We start from the raw sequence: 17,446 nt of genomic DNA, 5'->3' as shown, positions 1-17,446 counted from the left end.
TCCACGGTACCCGCCGAAACTGCCTGGCGGGTACCTCGTGGTGTCCTCCACATGGCGCCTAGGCGCCCGAGGAGGAACCGAGCGTCAACGTCTTTGTCTGCTCTTTGCCGTCGCGGGTCAGCGTCAGCTTCAGGCGGTCGCCGGGACGGTGCGCGCGGATCTTCACGATCAGCTCCTCGCCGCTGTGCACCCGCTGCCCGTCGACCTTGGTGATGACGTCGCCCGGCCTGATCCCGGCGCGGGCCGCGGGGCCGTCGGGCGTGACGGACGACGTGCCGTCCTTGCCCTTCGCGCCGACCTTGGCCCCGTCGCCGGTGTACTGCATGTCGAGGCTCACGCCGATCACCGGGTGGGTGGCCTTGCCGGTGTTGATGAGTTCCTCGGCGACCCGCTTGCCCTGGTTGACCGGGATGGCGAAGCCGAGGCCGATGGAGCCGGACTGGCCGCCGCTCTCGGAGCTGTTGCTCGCGGCGCGGATCGCGCTGTTGATGCCGATCACCCGGCCCTTGGAGTCGAGCAGCGGGCCGCCGGAGTTGCCGGGGTTTATCGGGGCGTCGGTCTGGAGGGCGTCGACGTAGCTGATGTCGGTGCCGTCGCCCTTCTCGCCGCCGGCGGTGATCGGGCGCTCCTTGGCGCTGATGATGCCGGAGGTGACCGTGTTGGACAGGTCGAAGGGGGCGCCGATGGCGACGACCGGGTCGCCGACGCGGACGGTGTCGGAGTTGCCCAGCGGCAGCGGCTTGAGGCCCGAGACGCCGGAGACCCGGATCACGGCGAGGTCGTAGCCGGTGTCGCGGCCGATCAGCTTGGCGCGGGCCGACTCTCCGTTGCTGAAGGTGACGGAGATCTCGCCGGAGGCGGCCGCCGCGTCCACGACGTGGTTGTTGGTGAGGATGTTGCCGCGGGTGTCGAGCACGAAGCCGGTGCCGGTGCCGGAGGAACCGCTGCCGCTCACATGGATGGTGACGACGCCCGGCAGGGCTCCCGCGGCGATCCCGGCGACGCTGTCGGGCGCGCGGCCCGACGCCTCGGGGCCCGCCTGGGGCAGCTCGACGCTGGTGATCCCGCCGTTGCGCTCGATGTACGCGCCGACGCCGCCGCCGACGACTCCGGTGACCAGCGCGAAGGCCAGGGCGCCGACGAGCGCGAGGCCGCGCCGCGACTTCCTGGGCTTCACGGTGACCGGCGGGACGACCGGCCCCGCGGCGAGCGGCGCGGCGGCCGCCCACGGGTCGTACGCCGGCGCCACGACCATGGGCCGCTGCACGGGAGGCGCGGGCGCCCACGGCCCCGGCCCGCCGTAGGGCGGGGTCCGGTAGGGATCGGGGGCGTGCAGGGGCTGCGGCTCCGCTTGCTGCTGCGCCGGTACGGGGGCGGGCACGGGCGGCCGGTCCCCGACGGGTGCCGCCGCCGCGGGCGCGGCGGGGAGCGGCTCGGCCGGGACGGGCTCCACCGAGGGAGACCCGGCGGAGAGCGGCTCCGTGACGAGCGGCTCCGTGACGACCGGCTCGGCCGGGAGCGGCTCGGTCTGGCGCGGGTCGGCCGACTCCGGGGCGGGCGCGGCGGGCTCGGGCGCGACCGGCGTCGGTATCGCGTCCGCCGGTGCCGGGGTCTCCGGGCGCGCGGGCGCCTCGGGCTCGGCCGGGACCGGCTCCGCAGCCGGTGCCGGTGCCGGTGCCGGTGCCGCCAGGGTGAAGTCCGTGTCCCCCTCCCGGTCCCCCGCCGCGTCCGGGGACGGGGCCGGGGGCTGGTCAGGCGGCGGGATGGGTGTGGTCGACGGACGGCTCCACCAGGTCGGCTTCCCGTTCTTCATGCTCTCCCCGCAACAGATGACCTGTCCGCGCCCACCGGTTCGTCGGGCGCGCCCCTGCCCCTGGATTCAACCAGGTCACCGGTCAGCGGTGGGAGGGGCTGGGGGCGGGGGTGGCGGTCGGGGCGGTTCCGGGCGCGTAGGAGAGCCTGAGCGCGGGAGCCGCCGGGCGTATGAACGGGGACAGTTCCAGGCGGGCCGGCACCACGGTGGGGGCCGCCGCCTCGGCGGGCGGCTCCCGGCGGGAGCCCGAGGCGAAGGTCGCCGGGGCCCGCAGCGGGGTCACGTTGTTGCCGGTGCTCTGGCCGCGCGCACCTTCGAGCGGCAGCGTGCCGCCCAGCGCGATCGCGGCGAAGGAGACCGCGCTCGCCGCCGCGAAGGCGAACCGGCGACCCCGCCCCGAGGAGCGGTCGCCGACCTCGTGGATCCGGAAGCCGGAGTGCGGGGTGACCGGCGCGGCCGTGGCGAAGCCGTCGGACCGCAGCCCTCCGCCGCGCAGGAGGTCGTCGAAGGGACCCCCCGGGTCACTCGGTCCCCCCGGCAGCCCCTGGAGCCGCGCCAACAGCCCCTCCGAGGGCGGAGGGGGTGCACTGGCGGCGAAGACGCTCTTCAGGCTGCGCTGGGCGTCCGCCTCGGCCTTGCACTTGGCACAGGTGGCGAGGTGGGCGAGGACCCGTTCACGGGCGTCATGGCCGAGCTCTCCGTCGACGAGCGCGGCGAGCCGGTCTCCGAGGTGCTGATCCGCGAGGTTCTGCCCGGCGAGGTGCTGCTCTGCCGGGTTGGCTGACGGACGGGTGCCGCTCACGCCGATCCGCCCTCCCAGCCGACTACGGCGAGCGCCCGCTCCGCGCGCGCCTCGGGCGAGCGGTGCTTGAGCGCCTTGCGCAGGTGGGAGCGGCCGCGGTGGATGCGGCTGCGGACGGTGCCCAGCTTCACGCCGAGGGTCGCGGCGATCTCCTCGTAGGAGAGGCCCTCGATGTCGCAGAGGACGACCGCGGCACGGAACTCGGGCGCGAGGGTGTCCAGGGCCTGCTGCACGTCGGCGTCGAAGTGGGTGTCGTTGAACGCCTGCTGCGGGGACGGCTCGCGGCTGGGCAGCCGCTCGGCGGCGTCGTCGGCGAGCGCGTCGAAACGGATGCGCTGCTTGCGGCGGACCATGTCCAGGAACAGGTTGGTCGTGATGCGGTGCAGCCAGCCCTCGAAGGTGCCGGGCGTGTAGGACGACAACGAGCGGAAGACCCGGACGAAGACCTCCTGGGTCAGGTCCTCGGCATCGTGCTGGTTGCCCGTCAGACGGTACGCGAGTCGGTAGACCCGGCCGCTGTGCGTGCTGACGATCTCCTCCCAGCTGGGCGGAGTCCACGCCTGCGATTCCGCATCCGATGCGAAGGTCGCGGTGGTGGGTGCGGAGTCGGCGGTGCGGGAACGGTCAGCGGTGTCGGTCACGGATTTCGGCTCACCCGCCGATCCGAGAAGGCGCCGAAGCCTCCCTCTCCGATCCACAGGCGCAGCCGCACCTCCCCTGTCGGCTCTGGTGGTGTCCAGTGGAGCCCCTACCATAGCCACCTCGCCCGTTAGCTCCGGATAAGAATCTTTACGCGAATTTGGGGCCGGCTCATGCCGCCGTCCCGTCGTGCTTCCTGTCTCTAGGAACGCGCGGTCCCATCTGCGGGTTCCCGCGCGCAGCGGATACAGTCGACGCCTGCGTCAACTACGGGGACAGGCACGGGGACAGGAGAGGGCCATTACCGCCAACCGGCAGACGAGCATGGCGTTCGCCGACGCCTTTGTCGCCGAGGACGAAGCGCTGCGCTGGGCCCGTGACCGGGCCCGGGAGGCAGGGGTGCCCTCGGTGTCGCCGGGAACGGGCGCCGCCCTGCGGCTGCTGGCCGCCACGGCGGACGCCAAGGCGGTGGCGGAGATAGGTACGGGCACGGGCGTGTCGGGGATCTATCTGCTGCTCGGGATGCGTCCGGACGGGGTGCTGACCACCGTGGACATGGACCCGGAGCGGCAGGCGCACGCGAAGGCGGCGTTCCGCGCGGCGGGCTTCGCGGGCAACCGGGCGCGGTTCATCCCGGGCCGTGCCCTGGAGGTGCTGCCCCGGCTGGCGGACGGCGGGTACGACCTCGTGTTCTGCGACGGCGACCGCACGGAGTCCCTGGACTATCTCGCTGAATCGTTGCGCCTGCTGCGACCGGGCGGTCTGGTCTGCTTCGAGGGCGTCTTCGCGGACGGCCGCACGGTGGACTCGGCGGCCCAGCCGGCCGAGGTGCTGCGGATACGCGAGCTGCTGCGCACGGTGCGGGAGAGCCCGGCGCTGCTGCCGACCCTGCTGCCGGTCGGCGACGGCCTGCTGTGCGCGGTCCGCAGGGGCGGCTAGCCGCCGCGAACCCCGTCCGATCGGCAGGACACCCGCCGCGGCCGCTCCGCCGGTACGGCCGGGGCCCGGTACACCTCTGCCCCGGCACGGTGGGTACCGTACCGGGGCAGAAGTGGAAATCCGTGGCAGGGGCGCGTCAGCCGACGACGTCCTTCAGTGCGTCACCGAGCGCCTTCGCCTCGTCCGGGGTCAGCTCGACGACGAGCCGGCCGCCGCCTTCGAGCGGAACGCGCATGACGATGCCCCGCCCCTCCTTGGTCACCTCGAGCGGGCCGTCACCCGTCCGCGGCTTCATGGCCGCCATGCTCGTTCCCCTTCCTGAAACCAGCTCATCCAAAGCATCGAACACGATTGCTTCCCGGTCATTATCCCGCATCAGAGGACCCGATGACCAACATCAGGTGGCATCGCTTCCGCAACGCGCTTTCACAAAACCGCATATTTCGCCGATCCACCTGCGATACTGCGCCGCTGCCGCTCCATGTTCGGGCGCTGATTCTTTGACACAGGTCACATGCTGCGGGCCGGTGATCTCCGCCATGCTGGGGGCGTCAATCGACGCAATGAGGCGAAGGGACCCCCGCGATGGCCGACACGGTGCTGTACGAGGTGAGCGACGGGCTCGCCACCATCACCATCAACCGCCCCGAGGCCATGAACGCCATGAACGTGGCGGCGAAGGTCGCCCTGCGCGAGGCGGTCGAGGCGGCCGCCGCCGACCCGGACGTCCGGGCGGTGCTGCTGACCGCCGCCGGCGACCGCGCGTTCTGTGTGGGCCAGGACCTGAAGGAGCACGTCGGGCTGCTGCTCCAGGACCAGGAGTCCGGCACGCAGGCCACGATGAACACGGTGCGCGACCACTACAACCCGATCGTGCGGGCGCTCACCGGCATGGCGAAGCCGGTCGTCGCGGCGGTCAACGGCGTGGCCGCCGGGGCCGGTTTCGGCTTCGCGCTGGCGGCGGACTACCGGGTGGTGGCGGACACGGCCGGCTTCAACACCTCGTTCGCCGGGGTCGCCCTCACCGCCGACTCGGGCATGTCCTGGACCCTCCCCCGACTGATCGGCCACAGCCGGGCCGCCGACCTGCTGCTCTTCCCGCGCTCGATCGGCGCCCAGGAGGCGTACGAGCTGGGCATCGTGAACCGGCTCGTCCCGGCCGCGTCGCTCGCCGAGGAGGCCGCGAAGGTGGCCCGCAAGCTGGCCGAGGGCCCGACCGTCGCCTACGCGGCGCTGAAGGAGTCCCTCGCGTACGGGGCGGACCACTCGCTCGCCGAGGCGCTGGAGAAGGAGGACGAGCTCCAGACGAAGGCCGGCGCGTCCGAGGACCACACGATCGCCGTGCAGGCCTTCATCGCCAAGGAGAAGCCGAAGTACCTGGGCCGCTGAGGGGCCCGCGGGGGCGCCGGCTCAGCGGCCGGCGCCGCGCGCCACGCAGCCGGCGACGTGGTCGTCGACCAGACCGCAGGCCTGCATCAGCGCGTACGCCGTGGTCGGGCCGATGAACCGCAGTCCGCGCTTCTTGAGCGCCTTGGACAGGGCCGTCGACTCGTCCGTCACGGCCGGCACCTCGCCCGTGCCGGCCGGGACCGGGCGGGTCGCCGGGTCCGGCGCGTACGACCAGATCAGCTCGTCCAGCTCGCCGGGGGCCCAGCCGACGAGCACCTGCGCGTTGGCGATGGTGGCGTCGATCTTGGCGCGGTTGCGGATGATCCCCTCGTCGCCCAGGAGCCGTTCCCGGTCGGTGTCGGTGAACCGGGCCACCTCGGCGATCCGGAAGCCGGAGAAGGCCTTCCTGAAGCCCTCACGGCGGCGCAGGATCGTGATCCACGACAGCCCGGACTGGAAGGCCTCCAGGCACAGGCGCTCGAACAGGGCGTCGTCACCGTGGACCGGGCGGCCCCACTCCTCGTCGTGGTACGCCACGTAGTCCTCGGCCGACAGGCCCCACGGGCAGCGCAGCAGCCCGTCGGGTCCCGCGACCGCCGCGCCCTCGCTCACGCGCCGTCCTCCCCGTCCCGTGGGGCGTCGCCCGGAGCGGCGTCCCGGGGCCCGGGGCCGGACAGGGCCGCCTCCAGCTCCACGATCCGGGCGTCGCGCTCGGCGAGCTCGGCGCCGAGCCGGCCGAGGACGTCGTCCACGTCCGCCATCCGGTAGCCCCGGACGGTGACGGGCAGCCGCAGCGCCTCGACGTCGGCCTGGCCGACCGGGCGGGTCGCGGGGAGCGGATCGACCAGTTGCTCGGGCGCCGCCTCGGGCAGCACCTCACTGTCGCCGCCGCCGACCACCGCCAGGGTGACCGCCGCGACGACCACGACCATCGTGATCAGCAGAAACCAGAACACCAGCGCGCGCCTCTCCCCGTCCGTGGAAAACGTCCGGTGCCGATCGTGCCATGCGGCACCGACAGTTAGGGTCGCAGACGATGCGGCGACCGGCCGCAAGGGAGGACATAAGGGATGCTGCGCTTGGGACCGCGTGAATTCGGGCCGCACGAGCCGGTGATCATGGCGATCGTGAACCGGACCCCGGACTCCTTCTACGACCAGGGGGCGACCTTCACGGACGAGCCGGCCCTCGCCCGGGTGGAGCAGGCCGTGGCCGAGGGCGCCGCGATCATCGACATCGGCGGCGTCAAGGCGGGCCCCGGCGAGGAGGTCACGGCCGAGGAGGAGGCGCGGCGCACGGTCGGCTTCGTGGCCGAGGTGCGGCGGCGCCACCCGGACGTGGTGATCAGCGTGGACACCTGGCGGGCGGATGTCGGCGAGGCGGTGTGCGAGGCCGGCGCGGACGTCCTGAACGACGCGTGGGGCGGGGTCGACCCGCGGCTCGCGGAGGTCGCCGCGAAGTACGGAGCGGGGCTCGTCTGCACCCACGCGGGCGGTGTGGAGCCGCGGACCCGGCCGCACCGTACGGAGTACGAGGACGTGATGGCCGACATCCTGCGGGTCACGGTCGGGCTCGCCGAGCGGGCGGTGGCGCTGGGTGTGCGGCGCGACGGGATCATGATCGACCCGGGTCACGACTTCGGGAAGAACACGCGGCACAGCCTGGAGGCGACGCGGCGGCTCGGGGAGATGACGTCGACCGGGTGGCCGGTGCTCGTCTCGCTGTCCAACAAGGACTTCGTCGGGGAGACCCTGGACCGGCCGGTGAAGGAGCGGGTGCTGGGGACGCTCGCCACGACGGCGGTTTCGGCGTGGCTGGGGGCGCAGGTGTACCGGGTGCACGAGGTCGCCGAGACACGGCAGGTCCTGGACATGGTCGCGTCCATCGCCGGACACCGGGCGCCTGCCGTCGCCCGGCGCGGGCTGGCGTAGTCGGGCGGGGGGTGGGGCGCCTTCGCGGTCTCTCCCCCACCGGGCCCCCACCCGACCCCTTCCCGGTCCGGGGCTCCGCCCCGGACCGTACGGCCTGCGGTCGTGTCCTCAGGCACCGGACGGGCCGGGGCGGCCCGGCCCGCGCGGGCCTACCGCCCGACCTCCTTCGTCACCAGCGCGACCGCCTCGTCCACGTCGTCCGTGAGGTGGAAGAGGAGCAGGTCGTGTTCGGAGGCCTTGCCGCCGGCGACGACCGAGTCGCGGAGCCAGTCGACGAGGCCCTTCCAGTACTCCGTGCCGAAGAGGACGATCGGGAAGCGGGTGACCTTGCTGGTCTGGACCAGGGTCAGGGCCTCGAAGAGCTCGTCGAGGGTGCCGAGGCCGCCGGGCAGGACGACGAAGCCCTGCGCGTACTTCACGAACATCGTCTTGCGGACGAAGAAGTAGCGGAAGTTCACGCCGATGTCGACGTGCGGGTTGAGGCCCTGCTCGAAGGGGAGCTCGATGCCGAGGCCCACGGAGACGCCCTTGGCCTCCCGGGCGCCCTTGTTGGCCGCCTCCATGGCGCCCGGGCCGCCGCCGGTGATGACCGCGAAGCCCGCTTCCACGAGCGCGCGGCCGATGCGCACGCCGGCCTCGTACTCGGGCGAGTCGGGCTTGGTGCGGGCCGAGCCGAAGACGCTGATCGCGCTCGGCAGTTCGGCCAGGGCGCCGAAGCCCTCGACGAACTCGGACTGGATGCGCATGACCCGCCAGGGGTCGGTGTGCACCCACTCCGAGTCGCCCTCGGTGTCGAGCAGACGCTGGTCCGTGGTGCCGGGCTGGACCTGGTCGCGGCGCCTGAGCACCGGCCCCAGCCTCTGCTCCTCGGGCTTCCTGGGCTCCTCGGGTACACCCATGGCCTGCTCCTTTCGCCGTTCCACTGATCTTCCGGTCCGGTCAGGGTAGGTCCACAGAGGTGACGAAAAGCGAAATTCCGGGAATCAGTCGGTCAGCCAGTCGCGGAGCCTTGCCTCGCAGTGGTGGATCCGCTCGACGTGCACGTGCTCGTCGCGCTTGTGCGCGTAGATGGGGTCGCCGGGCCCGTAGTTGACCGCGGGGACGCCCAGCGCGCTGAAGCGGGCGACGTCGGTCCAGCCGAACTTGGGGCGGGCGCTGCCGCCGACCGCCTTCATGAAGGCCGCGGCGGCGGGGTGCGAGAGGCCGGGCAGGGCGCCGCCGCTCTCGTCGTCGATCTCGAACTCCGCGACGCCGCAGTCCGCGAAGACCTCGCGGACGTGGGCCACGGCCTGCTCCGGGGAGAGGTCGGGGGCGTAGCGGTAGTTGACGGTCACCACGCAGGCGTCGGGGATGACGTTGGTGGCGACGCCGCCCTCGATGCCGACGGCGTTGAGGCCCTCGTGGAACTCCAGGCCGTCGATGACGGGCTTGCGCGGCTCGTAGGCGGCGAGCCGGGCCAGGATGGGGGCGGCGGCGTGGATGGCGTTGGAGCCCATCCAGGAGCGCGCGGAGTGGGCCCGCTCACCCGTCGTGTGCAGCTTGACGCGCAGGGTGCCCTGGCAGCCTCCCTCGACCTCTCCGTAGGAGGGCTCCAGAAGGACCGCGAAGTCGCCCGCGAGCCAGTCCGGGTGGGCGTCGGCGATCTTGCCGAGGCCGTTGAGGTGGGCGGCGACCTCCTCGTTGTCGTAGAAGACGAAGGTGAGGTCGCGGTTGGGCGCGGGGACGGTGGCGGCGATCCGCAGCTGGACGGCGACGCCCGACTTCATGTCGGAGGTGCCGCAGCCCCACAGGATGCCGTCCTCGTCGAGCCGGGAGGGCACGTTGTCGGCGATGGGGACGGTGTCGATGTGTCCGGCGAGGACGACCCGCTCGTCGTGGCCGAGGCGGGTGCGCGCGACGACGTTGTTGCCGTACCGGTCGACGGTGAGGTGCGGCAGTCCGCGCAGGGCCTGCTCGATCGCGTCGGCGAGCGGCTTCTCGGTGCCGCTGACGGACGGGAAGTCGACCAGGGCGGCGGTCAGCGCGGCGCCGTCGAGCGTGAGGTCCAGCGGAGTCTCTCCAGGAGCGGTGTCAGCCATGTGCCGACCCTAACGCGGCCTCCAGTACGGTGGGGCGCGTGTCCGAGCCCACCCGTCCCCCCAGCCCCGCACGTCGCGGGCGTCTCACCCGGTTCACGGCCGCGTTCGCCGTGCTCCTCGGGCTGGTCGCCTATGTCACCGTGCATTACGTCACGGGGAGCAAGGGCGCGCCGCGGTGCAGTGTCGGAAGCGGGGCGAACCAGTACGAGTTCACCCCGGAGCAGGCGTCCAACGCGGCGACGATCGCGGCCGTGGGCACCACCCGCGGGATGCCGGAGCGGGCGGTGACGATCGCCCTGGCGACGGCGCTGCAGGAGTCGGCGCTGTACAACATCGAGCACGGCGACCGTGACTCCCTCGGGCTGTTCCAGCAACGCCCCTCGCAGGGCTGGGGGACGCCCGAGCAGATCCTCGACCCGGTGTACGCGTCGGGGAGGTTCTACGAGGGCCTGGAGAAGGTCCCGGGGTATTCGCGGCTGCCGCTGACGGTGGCGGCGCAGAAGGTGCAGCGCAGCGGTTTCCCGCAGGCGTACGCGAAGCACGAGCCGGACGCGGCGCTGCTGTCGGCGGCGCTGACCGGCCGGGCGCCGGCCTCGCTGGCGTGCACGGCGGACGTGGCGGAGGGCCGGCCGGGCGATCCGGCGCGGGTGCGGGACGAGGTGGTCCGCGCCTTCGGCGAGCGGGCGAAGCCCCGGACGGAGCCCCAGGGGTCCAAGGGCGCGCCTTCGGGCGCCCCGGGCGCGGGGGCCGCGGCCGTCGAGCTCGCCGTACCGGTGCGGGCGGCCACCGGGTCCCGGGAGCAGCGCGGCTGGGAGCTGGCGCAGTGGGCGGTGGCGCGGGCGGACGAGCTGCGTCTCGCCGAGGTGGCGTACGGGGACCGGGTCTGGCGGGCGGACGACTCGTCGGGCGGGTGGGAGCGCGTGAAGAGCGGCGGCGCCAAGGGGGCCGAGAGCACCGGCGGCGCCGGCGGTACCGACGGCTCCTGGGTCCGGCTCAGGCTCACCGCCAGATAGCGCCGCTCTCCGAAAGACCGCCCGGGCAGTCGTACGGACCGTCCCCCGGACGTGTCATCCGGCGCGCGCGCCGCAGAGCTCTCCGGGCAGCTTTCCCGCTGCGTGTCATGTCACGGCAATCCCCTTGCGGCGCAAGGGAAGTGACGGTTCGGCAGGCAGCGGCGCATTGACGTGTTCGTCCGCTTTCCTCCCCACCCGACAATACGACGCATTACCCAGTCTTTGCCTTCGGCGTCCGCAACCTCCCCCTGCCCACGGCCGGTTGTCACTGCGTCCAACCGCAAACGCCCCCTCCGCTGAAGGAGCACCATGTCCCTCCCCCTGACCCGTCGGATCGCCCGCGCCGCCCTGCTCGTCGCGGCCGGAGCAGCGCCGGTGGTCGGTGCGGCCGGCTCCGCGAGCGCCGTGGAGCCGTCCCTCGCCCCGACCGGCGCCCTGCCGGGTCTGACCCAGCTCGACGGTGCCGCCACCGGCTCCGCCCTCGACACCGCCTCGCAGACCGCGACCGGCGTCGTCGGCGAGACCGGCAGCAAGGCCGTCGGCACGGCCGTCCCGGCCGCCGGCAAGACCCTGGGCACGGCGGGCAAGACCGCCACCCCCGCCGCCCAGCAGGTCGCGGGCGACGCCGCCGGCAGCGCGGGCGAGGTCGTCGGCCAGACCGCGGGCGCGGCCGCCGAGAGCGCCGAGGGCCCCACCGGCGGCAGCCTGGGCGGTCTGCCCGTCCAGGGCGTGCCCGCCCCGACCCTCCCGCTCGGCGGCGGCCTGCCGATCGGCGGCTGACCTCCGCCGCACACACGTGAGGGCCCGGGGAGCACCGCCCCCCGGGCCCTCACTCGTGTCCGCCGGTCAGCCCAGGCGCTTGACCGCGGCCTCGACCCGCTCGTCGGTCGCCGTGAACGCGACCCGCACGAAACGCCCGCCCGCCTCGCCGTAGAAGTCGCCGGGCGCCACCAGGACGCCCTTCTCCGCGAGGTAGGCCACCGTGTCCCAGCAGGGCTCGTCGCGGGTCGCCCACAGGTAGAGGCTGGCCTCGCTGTGCTCGATCCGGAAGCCGTGCGCCTCCAGCGCCGCGCGCAGGGCGGCGCGCCGGGCCGCGTACCGCTCGCGCTGCTCGGCCACGTGCGCGTCGTCGCCGAGCGCGGCGACCGTGGCCGCCTGGACCGGGGCGGCGGTCATCATGCCGCCGTGCTTGCGGATCTGGAGCAGCTCCCCCAGGACGGCCGCGTCGCCCGCGACGAACGCGGCCCGGTAGCCGGCCAGGTTGGAGCGCTTGGACAGCGAGTGGACGGCGACGATGCCCTCGTACGAGCCGCCGGAGACGTCCGGGTGCAGCACCGAGACCGGGTCGGCCTCCCAGCCCAGCTCCAGGTAGCACTCGTCGGAGAAGACGAGGACGCCGTGCTCGCGCGCCCAGGCGACGATCCGGGTCAGCTCGTCCTTGCCGAGGACCCTGCCGGTCGGGTTGGACGGGGAGTTGAGCCACAGCAGCTTCAGGCCGGCCGGGTCCAGCTCGGTCGGGTCGTCGTAGACGACGGCCTCCGCGCCGCACAGCCGCGCGCCCACCTCGTACGTCGGGTAGGCGAGCCGCGGGTAGGCGACCCGGTCGCCGGCGCCGAGGCCGAGCTGGGTCGGCAGCCAGGCCACCAGCTCCTTGGAGCCGACCACCGGCAGCACGTTCTCGTGGGCGAAGCCCGTGGCGCCCAGGCGCCGCTCGCACCAGCCGGTGAGCGCGTCCCGCAGGTCCTTCGTGCCCCACACCGTGGGATAGCCCGGCGAGTCCGCCGCCGCGACCAGGGCCTCCTGGATCAGCGCGGGGACCGGGTCGACCGGAGTGCCCACGGAGAGGTCCACGATCCCGTCCGGGTGGGCCGTCGCCGTCTTCTTGTACGGCTCCAGCTTGTCCCAGGGGAAGACGGGCAGGCGCGAAGAGACTGCGCTCACGGGTTGGCTCACTTCCTCGTTTCGTACGCGGGAGATGCGTCGGCGTCTGCGTCGGCAAACGCGTCGGTCCCGTACAGCGGACGATGCCGTACGGGACCGAGGGCGGATGATCAGCCGTTCTGCGGCGGCAGGGCGGCGATGAAGGGGTGGTCCCGCTCGATCAGGCCCAGCTTGGAGGCACCACCGGGCGAACCGAGCTCGTCGAAGAACTCGACGTTCGCCTTGTAGTAGTCCTTCCACTCGTCCGGGGTGTCGTCCTCGTAGAAGATCGCCTCGACCGGGCAGACCGGCTCACAGGCCCCGCAGTCGACGCATTCGTCCGGGTGGATGTACAAGGACCGCTGGCCCTCGTAGATGCAGTCGACGGGGCACTCCTCGATGCACGCCTTGTCCTTCACGTCGACACAAGGCTGCGCGATGACGTAGGTCACGCTGTCGTTCCTCCTCGATAGGGCTGGTCTGCGCGGGAGCGCGGCGTCGTCGATGCCCGCCCCTAGTATCTCCGTTCTCGGGGGCGATCCGAACAGGAGGGGCCAAGAAGCTGTGGAATTCGCCGGTGGAGGACGTCTCGAAGTCCGCATAAGCCGCTCTGACGTGGGCAAACGCGTCTCCGTGCGGTACCTGACGGACTCGGGTGCGCCGGGTGAGAGGTTCACGGACGCGGTCGGTGTTCTCACATCGTGGGAAGAGGGTGTGCTGCTGATCACACGCAGGACCGGTGAGGCCGTCCGGATCGCGGAATCCGCCCTCGTCGCCGGCAAGACCGTCCCCGCCGCCCCGGCCCGCCGCCGGGGGCCCGCCGCGACCTTCCCCGAGCTCGCCCGCGCCACCGCCCGCGCCTGGCAGCCGCTGGAGAGCGAGCCGCTCGGCGAGTGGACGCTGCGGGCGGCCGGCGGATTCACCCGCCGGGCCAACTCGGCGCTGCCGCTGGGCGACCCGGGGCTGCCGCTGGACGCCGCCCTCGACCGCGTACGGGAGTGGTACGCGGCCCGGGAGCTGCCCGCCTACGTCCAGGCCGCCACCGGCGCCGCGGACGCCCAGGAGCTGCTCTGCGCCGAGCTGGAGCGGCGGGACTGGCGGCGGGAGGTCTCCGCCGAGGTGCGGATCGCGGCGCTCGCCCCGATCGGCGACACCGACGCCGACGTCGACGCGGTCCGGCTCGACCGCTCCTTCGGCGAGGACTGGCTGCGCCGCTACCAGCGCTTCGGCGAGCCCGGCCCGCAGGTCCTGCAGGTGCTCGGCAGCGGCCCGAGTGTGTGGTTCGCCTCCGTACCGGGCACGGGAGACATACCGGCGGCGATCGGACGCTGTGTGGTGGACGGGCGCTGGGCCGGGTTCATGGCGGTCGAGGTCGACCCCGCCCACCGGCGCCGCGGCCTGGCCACGTCCGTCATGACGGCGCTCGCCCGCCGGGCGCTCGACGAGGGCGCGTCGGCCGCCTGGCTCCAGGTGGAGGCGGACAACGACGCCGCCAGGGCGCTGTACGACGGGATGGGCTTCGCGGTCCACCACCACTACCACCACTACCGATGGACGGGCGCATGACCGACTGGCGGCGGGAGTTCGCGGAGGAGGCCAGGGCGGAGCAGCCCGACCTCGCCCGCCTCTGCCTGCTGGTCGGCGCGGTGGCCGACCCCTCGGTGACCCAGGCCGACCTGGACGCGGCGGAGATCGAGCTGGACCGGCTCGCCGGACTCGTGCCGTACGGGACGCGCGGGGCCGACGCGTGGGTCGCGGCGCTCTCGGAGCTGCTCGGGCGCCGTGAGGGCTTCCAGGGCGTGCCCGCCGACTACCAGCGGCTCGAGTCCTCCCTCCTCCACGAGGTGCTGCGGCGCCGCCGCGGGCTGCCGATCCTGCTGTCGGTGGTGTGGATGGAGGTCGCCCGCCGGGCCGGGGCGCACGTCTACGGGCTCGGCCTGCCCGGCCACTTCGTCGTCGGCTTCGGCGACCCGGGCGACCTCCACCTGGCCGACCCGTTCGCCGGCGGCCGGGCGATGACCGGCGCGGACGCCGAACTCCTCGTCGCGGGCGCCACCGGCGAGGCGCTCGACCCGTCGATGCTGCGCCCCGCCTCGCCCACCGCGATCGTGCTGCGGGTCCTGAACAACATCCGGGCCTGGGCCAGCACCCGCCCCGAGTGCTCGGACGTCGCCCTGTGGGCGGTCGACCTCTCCCTGATGCTGCCCTCCCACCCGGCGCGGCTGCGCTACGAGCGCGCGGAGCTGCTCGTCCAGCGCGGCGACTTCCTCACCGGGGCGGTCGAGATGGAGGCGTACGCGACGGTCATGGACGCGGTGGAGCCGAGCGCCGCCGAGGCGATCCGGCAGCGGGCGAAGGCGGCCCGCGCGCTGCTCAACTGAGGCCCACGGGGGCCGGGCGCGCCCCTCCTGGCCGACAGGCCACCCTCCAGGGGCGTGTAGCGCTGTGGGGGCGGGGTGATCCGCGCCAGGGTGGGACCAGGACGTCGCAGAGGGACGTCACGAGCGGAAGGCGCGCGATGGAAACCCCCCACGGTCCCGGCAGCTTCGTCGCCCACACGGGCACGGACGTGTACGGCCCCGGCAAGGTCATCGGCGTGGACGGACGGCACCGGCGGGTCCGGTTCGTGCACTACGTGGCGACGGTGCGGGCCGAGGACCTGCGGGCGGCGTCCGCGGGCGAGACCCGGGAGGTCCGGGCCTGGCTGCGGGCCAGGAAGGCGCGGTACGGGGGCGAGTGGTAGGACCTCCCCCCGTACCGCGGTCTCCGTCTGCGGGGGTCAGCCCTCGCCGTTGAGGTCGATCGTCTTGGTGCGCTCGGCCAGGCCCTTGCCGCGCAGGGCGTCGCGCATCACGAAGGCCACGTCGTCGGCGGAGACCTCGTGCTTGCTGCCGTCGCCCTTGGTGATCATGACCCCGGCGAAGACGCCGTCGAGGAGGTCGGTGATCGCTTCCTTGTTGTAGACCTCGACCAGCTTCCCGTCGACGGCCCGCATGGACAGGATCTTCGGCAGGGACCGGGCCGGGCCGAAGTCGATCTGCTTCGTACCCGCCTTGATCCGGATGAGGCCGGACATCGCGGGCTCGGCGAACTCCTTCATCGCCCGGTCCAGCTCGGCCTTGGTGACGGTGGGCTGCCGGGTGACGACGGGGAGCGCGACGGACTTCGCCGCGCCCGTCTCGACCTGGGCGCGGTAGGCGTCCTTGACGGCGATCATCGAGCGCTGGACGTCCAGGCCCTTGCCCGGCTTGCCCTCGACGGCGGTGACCTTGCCGGGGGAGAAGACGATCGTGCCCTCGGTGGCCGATCCGGAGCTGCCGGCCAGGTCGGTGAGGGCGACGCCCAGCTTCTCCTCGTCGACCGGGAAGACCGGCTGGGCGACCCGCTCGCCGCCGAAGAGGGAGCCGATGACCGACATCGGGTTGTAGTCGCTGCCGGCGGCGGCGCGCACGGTCTCCTGCGCGTCGAGGGCGAGGCCCGCCTTGTCGGGGGCGAGCTCGGTCTTCCTGCCGCCGACGTCGAGCCGGAGCGGGGCGTGGGCGCGCTTGCCCAGGGCCGCCTCCAGCTTGCCGACCGCCTCCTCCTTGGTGCCGCCGCCGATGTCCACGCCGAGCACGGTGGTGCCCTTGGGGACGTCGGAGTGGTTCAGGAGGAGTCCGGCGCCGTAGGCGACACCCACGAGGCCGACCACGCCGACGCCGACGAGGACCAGCTTGGAGCGGCCCTTCTTGGCGGGGGCCGGGGCGGGCTTGCGGGCCGGGGCGGGCGCGGGCTCGGCGTAGGCGTCGGGCTCGTCGAAGGAGTCGTAGCCGCCGTCGAAGGGCGCGCCCTGCCGCTCGGGGATCCGCGGGGTCAGGTCCGGGCCCGGTGCCGAGGCCGGCGGGACGACCGGGATGCCGCTGGTGAGCGTGGCGCCCGAGACGTAGGCGCCGTCGTGCGGCGCGGGGCTCTGCGGCGTCAGGACCGCGGTGTCGTCCGACATGCGCAGCGCGTCGGTCATGCCGGGCATCCCGGGCGTCCCGTTCGCCGGGGCGCCGCCCCGCGGGTGGCCGGGGCCGACGACCGGGCTGCCGCCGGTGACGGGGCCGGTGGTCGGGCCGGAGGGCGGGGTGACGACGGGCGTGCCGGCGGCGGGCGTGTGGCCCGGGCCGCTGTCGTAGAGCGGGTTCCCGGCACCGGGGTCGAACACCGGCGTGCCGCCCGCGGGCGTGTGGCCGGGGCCGCCGGTCAGCGGCGTGACGATCGGCATGCTCTGGGTGGTGCTCGCGGCCGACGGGACGCCGTCGGAGGCGGAGCCGCCGGCGAAGCCGGGCGCGGCGGCGGCCGGCGTGGGCGCCGGGGCCGTGAGCGGGCCCGGCGCGGGGGCCTGGGCGGCGGGCTTCGGGGCGGGGGCGGCCGCGGCCGGCTTGCGCGGGGCGAACCAGTCGCTGGTGGGCTTCTCCTCCGCCCGGGGCGGCTCGGCCGGGGCGGCCGGCTCGGGCTCGGGCACCGGCTCCGGACGCGGCGGCTCCGGCTCGGCCACCGGGGCGGGGGCCTGGACCTGGGCCTGGGCCTGGGCCTGGGCCTGGGCCTGGGCCTGGGCTTCGGGGCCGGCGTCGGCGACCGGCTTGCGGACGACCACGGGCGGGATCGGACGCGAACCCGGGATGTTGATCCGGATACGGGTCGTCAGCGTGGTCTCGGTCTTGGGCTCCTCCGGCGGTGCGGAGGCCGCGGGGGCCTCCTCCATCGCCTCCTGGCCCGGGCGGATCCCGTACGGAGGGGTGCCCGAGGGGTACGCGGCCCCGCCGCGCGCCTGGGCGCCGGAGGACGAACTGTCAGTCTCTCGACCAGTTTCACGACTCAAAGCAGGATCTCCCGGTTGGCTCCGCCGCCCGCTCTTGCTGATGCTCATGCTGATCGGGGCGGTCGACGGCGCGCAC

The 17,446-nt window shown here is 73.8% G+C and carries 19 protein-coding genes; 8 read left to right on the top strand and 11 right to left on the bottom strand.

Features of this window, described 5'->3' with window-relative positions; genetic code table 11:
• Positions 1–58: 58 nt before the first annotated feature.
• The 3 genes from OG309_RS24530 to sigE all read right to left on the bottom strand — a co-directional run bounded on the left by OG309_RS24530 (position 59) and on the right by sigE (position 3,370).
• A complete protein-coding gene (locus OG309_RS24530) occupies positions 59–1,813 on the bottom strand; it encodes a S1C family serine protease (protein ID WP_329423765.1) in 1,755 nt (584 codons plus the stop codon).
• An 82-nt stretch (positions 1,814–1,895) separates the two neighbouring features.
• On the bottom strand, positions 1,896–2,615 hold the full coding sequence (locus OG309_RS24525; protein WP_329423763.1) for an anti-sigma factor family protein: 720 nt from the start codon (positions 2,613–2,615) through the stop codon (positions 1,896–1,898).
• Entirely contained in the window at positions 2,612–3,370 is a 759-nt protein-coding gene (gene sigE, locus OG309_RS24520; protein ID WP_329423762.1) for an RNA polymerase sigma factor SigE, read from the bottom strand. Before sigE ends, OG309_RS24525 begins: the two co-directional genes overlap by 4 nt.
• 208 nt (positions 3,371–3,578) lie before the next feature.
• Here sigE and OG309_RS24515 point away from each other — a divergent pair, with 208 nt between their 5' ends.
• Positions 3,579–4,193 carry an O-methyltransferase gene (locus tag OG309_RS24515; RefSeq protein ID WP_402546214.1) on the top strand — a complete coding sequence of 205 codons (615 nt, stop codon included), beginning with the start codon at positions 3,579–3,581 and terminating at the stop codon, positions 4,191–4,193.
• 136 nt (positions 4,194–4,329) lie between these two features.
• On the opposite strand, the gene OG309_RS24510 is transcribed toward OG309_RS24515, so the two are convergent.
• Entirely contained in the window at positions 4,330–4,497 is a 168-nt protein-coding gene (locus OG309_RS24510) for a DUF3117 domain-containing protein (protein ID WP_205628308.1), read from the bottom strand.
• A 281-nt stretch (positions 4,498–4,778) separates the two neighbouring features.
• On the opposite strand from OG309_RS24510, the gene OG309_RS24505 reads away from it, so the two are divergent.
• Positions 4,779–5,582 carry an enoyl-CoA hydratase/isomerase family protein gene (locus OG309_RS24505; protein ID WP_329423761.1) on the top strand — a complete coding sequence of 268 codons (804 nt, stop codon included), beginning with the start codon at positions 4,779–4,781 and terminating at the stop codon, positions 5,580–5,582.
• Between the two features lie 21 nt (positions 5,583–5,603).
• On the opposite strand, the gene OG309_RS24500 is transcribed toward OG309_RS24505, so the two are convergent.
• Positions 5,604–6,194: a DNA-3-methyladenine glycosylase I gene (locus OG309_RS24500; RefSeq protein ID WP_329423759.1), complete on the bottom strand. Its 591-nt coding sequence runs from the start codon at positions 6,192–6,194 to the stop codon at positions 5,604–5,606.
• A complete protein-coding gene (locus tag OG309_RS24495; protein ID WP_329423757.1) occupies positions 6,191–6,538 on the bottom strand; it encodes a DivIVA domain-containing protein in 348 nt (115 codons plus the stop codon). Before OG309_RS24495 ends, OG309_RS24500 begins: the two co-directional genes overlap by 4 nt.
• Positions 6,539–6,652: 114 nt before the next feature.
• Between OG309_RS24495 and folP the strand changes: the two genes are divergently transcribed.
• Positions 6,653–7,513, top strand: a complete 861-nt coding sequence (gene folP, locus OG309_RS24490) for a dihydropteroate synthase (protein ID WP_329423756.1) — start codon at positions 6,653–6,655, stop codon at positions 7,511–7,513.
• Between the two features lie 149 nt (positions 7,514–7,662).
• On the opposite strand, the gene OG309_RS24485 is transcribed toward folP, so the two are convergent.
• Positions 7,663–8,412 carry a TIGR00730 family Rossman fold protein gene (locus OG309_RS24485; RefSeq protein WP_329423755.1) on the bottom strand — a complete coding sequence of 250 codons (750 nt, stop codon included), beginning with the start codon at positions 8,410–8,412 and terminating at the stop codon, positions 7,663–7,665.
• Positions 8,413–8,496: 84 nt separating this feature from the next.
• Positions 8,497–9,591: a succinyl-diaminopimelate desuccinylase gene (dapE, locus tag OG309_RS24480; protein WP_329423753.1), complete on the bottom strand. Its 1,095-nt coding sequence runs from the start codon at positions 9,589–9,591 to the stop codon at positions 8,497–8,499.
• A gap of 29 nt (positions 9,592–9,620) precedes the next feature.
• On the opposite strand from dapE, the gene OG309_RS24475 reads away from it, so the two are divergent.
• Together OG309_RS24475 and OG309_RS24470 are read left to right on the top strand one after the other, a co-directional pair.
• Positions 9,621–10,604: a hypothetical protein gene (locus OG309_RS24475; RefSeq protein ID WP_443067590.1), complete on the top strand. Its 984-nt coding sequence runs from the start codon at positions 9,621–9,623 to the stop codon at positions 10,602–10,604.
• A gap of 309 nt (positions 10,605–10,913) precedes the next feature.
• The gene (locus tag OG309_RS24470; RefSeq protein WP_329423749.1) at positions 10,914–11,384 is read left to right on the top strand and encodes an ATP-binding protein; all 471 of its coding nucleotides are present in this window, start codon (positions 10,914–10,916) and stop codon (positions 11,382–11,384) included.
• Between the two features lie 66 nt (positions 11,385–11,450).
• On the opposite strand, the gene OG309_RS24465 is transcribed toward OG309_RS24470, so the two are convergent.
• Both OG309_RS24465 and fdxA read right to left on the bottom strand, forming a co-directional pair.
• Positions 11,451–12,545 carry a bifunctional succinyldiaminopimelate transaminase/glutamate-prephenate aminotransferase gene (locus OG309_RS24465; protein WP_329423748.1) on the bottom strand — a complete coding sequence of 365 codons (1,095 nt, stop codon included), beginning with the start codon at positions 12,543–12,545 and terminating at the stop codon, positions 11,451–11,453.
• Between the two features lie 110 nt (positions 12,546–12,655).
• On the bottom strand, positions 12,656–12,976 hold the full coding sequence (gene fdxA / locus OG309_RS24460; protein WP_046911647.1) for a ferredoxin: 321 nt from the start codon (positions 12,974–12,976) through the stop codon (positions 12,656–12,658).
• Between the two features lie 112 nt (positions 12,977–13,088).
• On the opposite strand from fdxA, the gene OG309_RS24455 reads away from it, so the two are divergent.
• The 3 genes from OG309_RS24455 (at position 13,089) to OG309_RS24445 (ending at position 15,267) form a co-directional block, all read left to right on the top strand.
• Positions 13,089–14,090: a GNAT family N-acetyltransferase gene (locus OG309_RS24455; protein WP_329423746.1), complete on the top strand. Its 1,002-nt coding sequence runs from the start codon at positions 13,089–13,091 to the stop codon at positions 14,088–14,090.
• On the top strand, positions 14,087–14,905 hold the full coding sequence (locus tag OG309_RS24450; RefSeq protein ID WP_329423744.1) for a transglutaminase-like domain-containing protein: 819 nt from the start codon (positions 14,087–14,089) through the stop codon (positions 14,903–14,905). The genes OG309_RS24455 and OG309_RS24450 overlap by 4 nt, the downstream gene beginning before the upstream one ends.
• Before the next feature lie 137 nt (positions 14,906–15,042).
• Positions 15,043–15,267 (top strand): hypothetical protein, encoded by a 225-nt coding sequence (locus OG309_RS24445; protein ID WP_329423742.1) that lies wholly within the window; start codon positions 15,043–15,045, stop codon positions 15,265–15,267.
• 36 nt (positions 15,268–15,303) lie between these two features.
• On the opposite strand, the gene OG309_RS24440 is transcribed toward OG309_RS24445, so the two are convergent.
• Positions 15,304–17,418: a hypothetical protein gene (locus tag OG309_RS24440; protein ID WP_443067589.1), complete on the bottom strand. Its 2,115-nt coding sequence runs from the start codon at positions 17,416–17,418 to the stop codon at positions 15,304–15,306.
• Between the last annotated feature and the right edge of the window lie 28 nt (positions 17,419–17,446).

This window comes from Streptomyces sp. NBC_01268 (assembly GCF_036240795.1).
Classification (GTDB): domain Bacteria; phylum Actinomycetota; class Actinomycetes; order Streptomycetales; family Streptomycetaceae; genus Streptomyces.
This window is presented reverse-complemented; position numbering and strand designations above follow the sequence as displayed.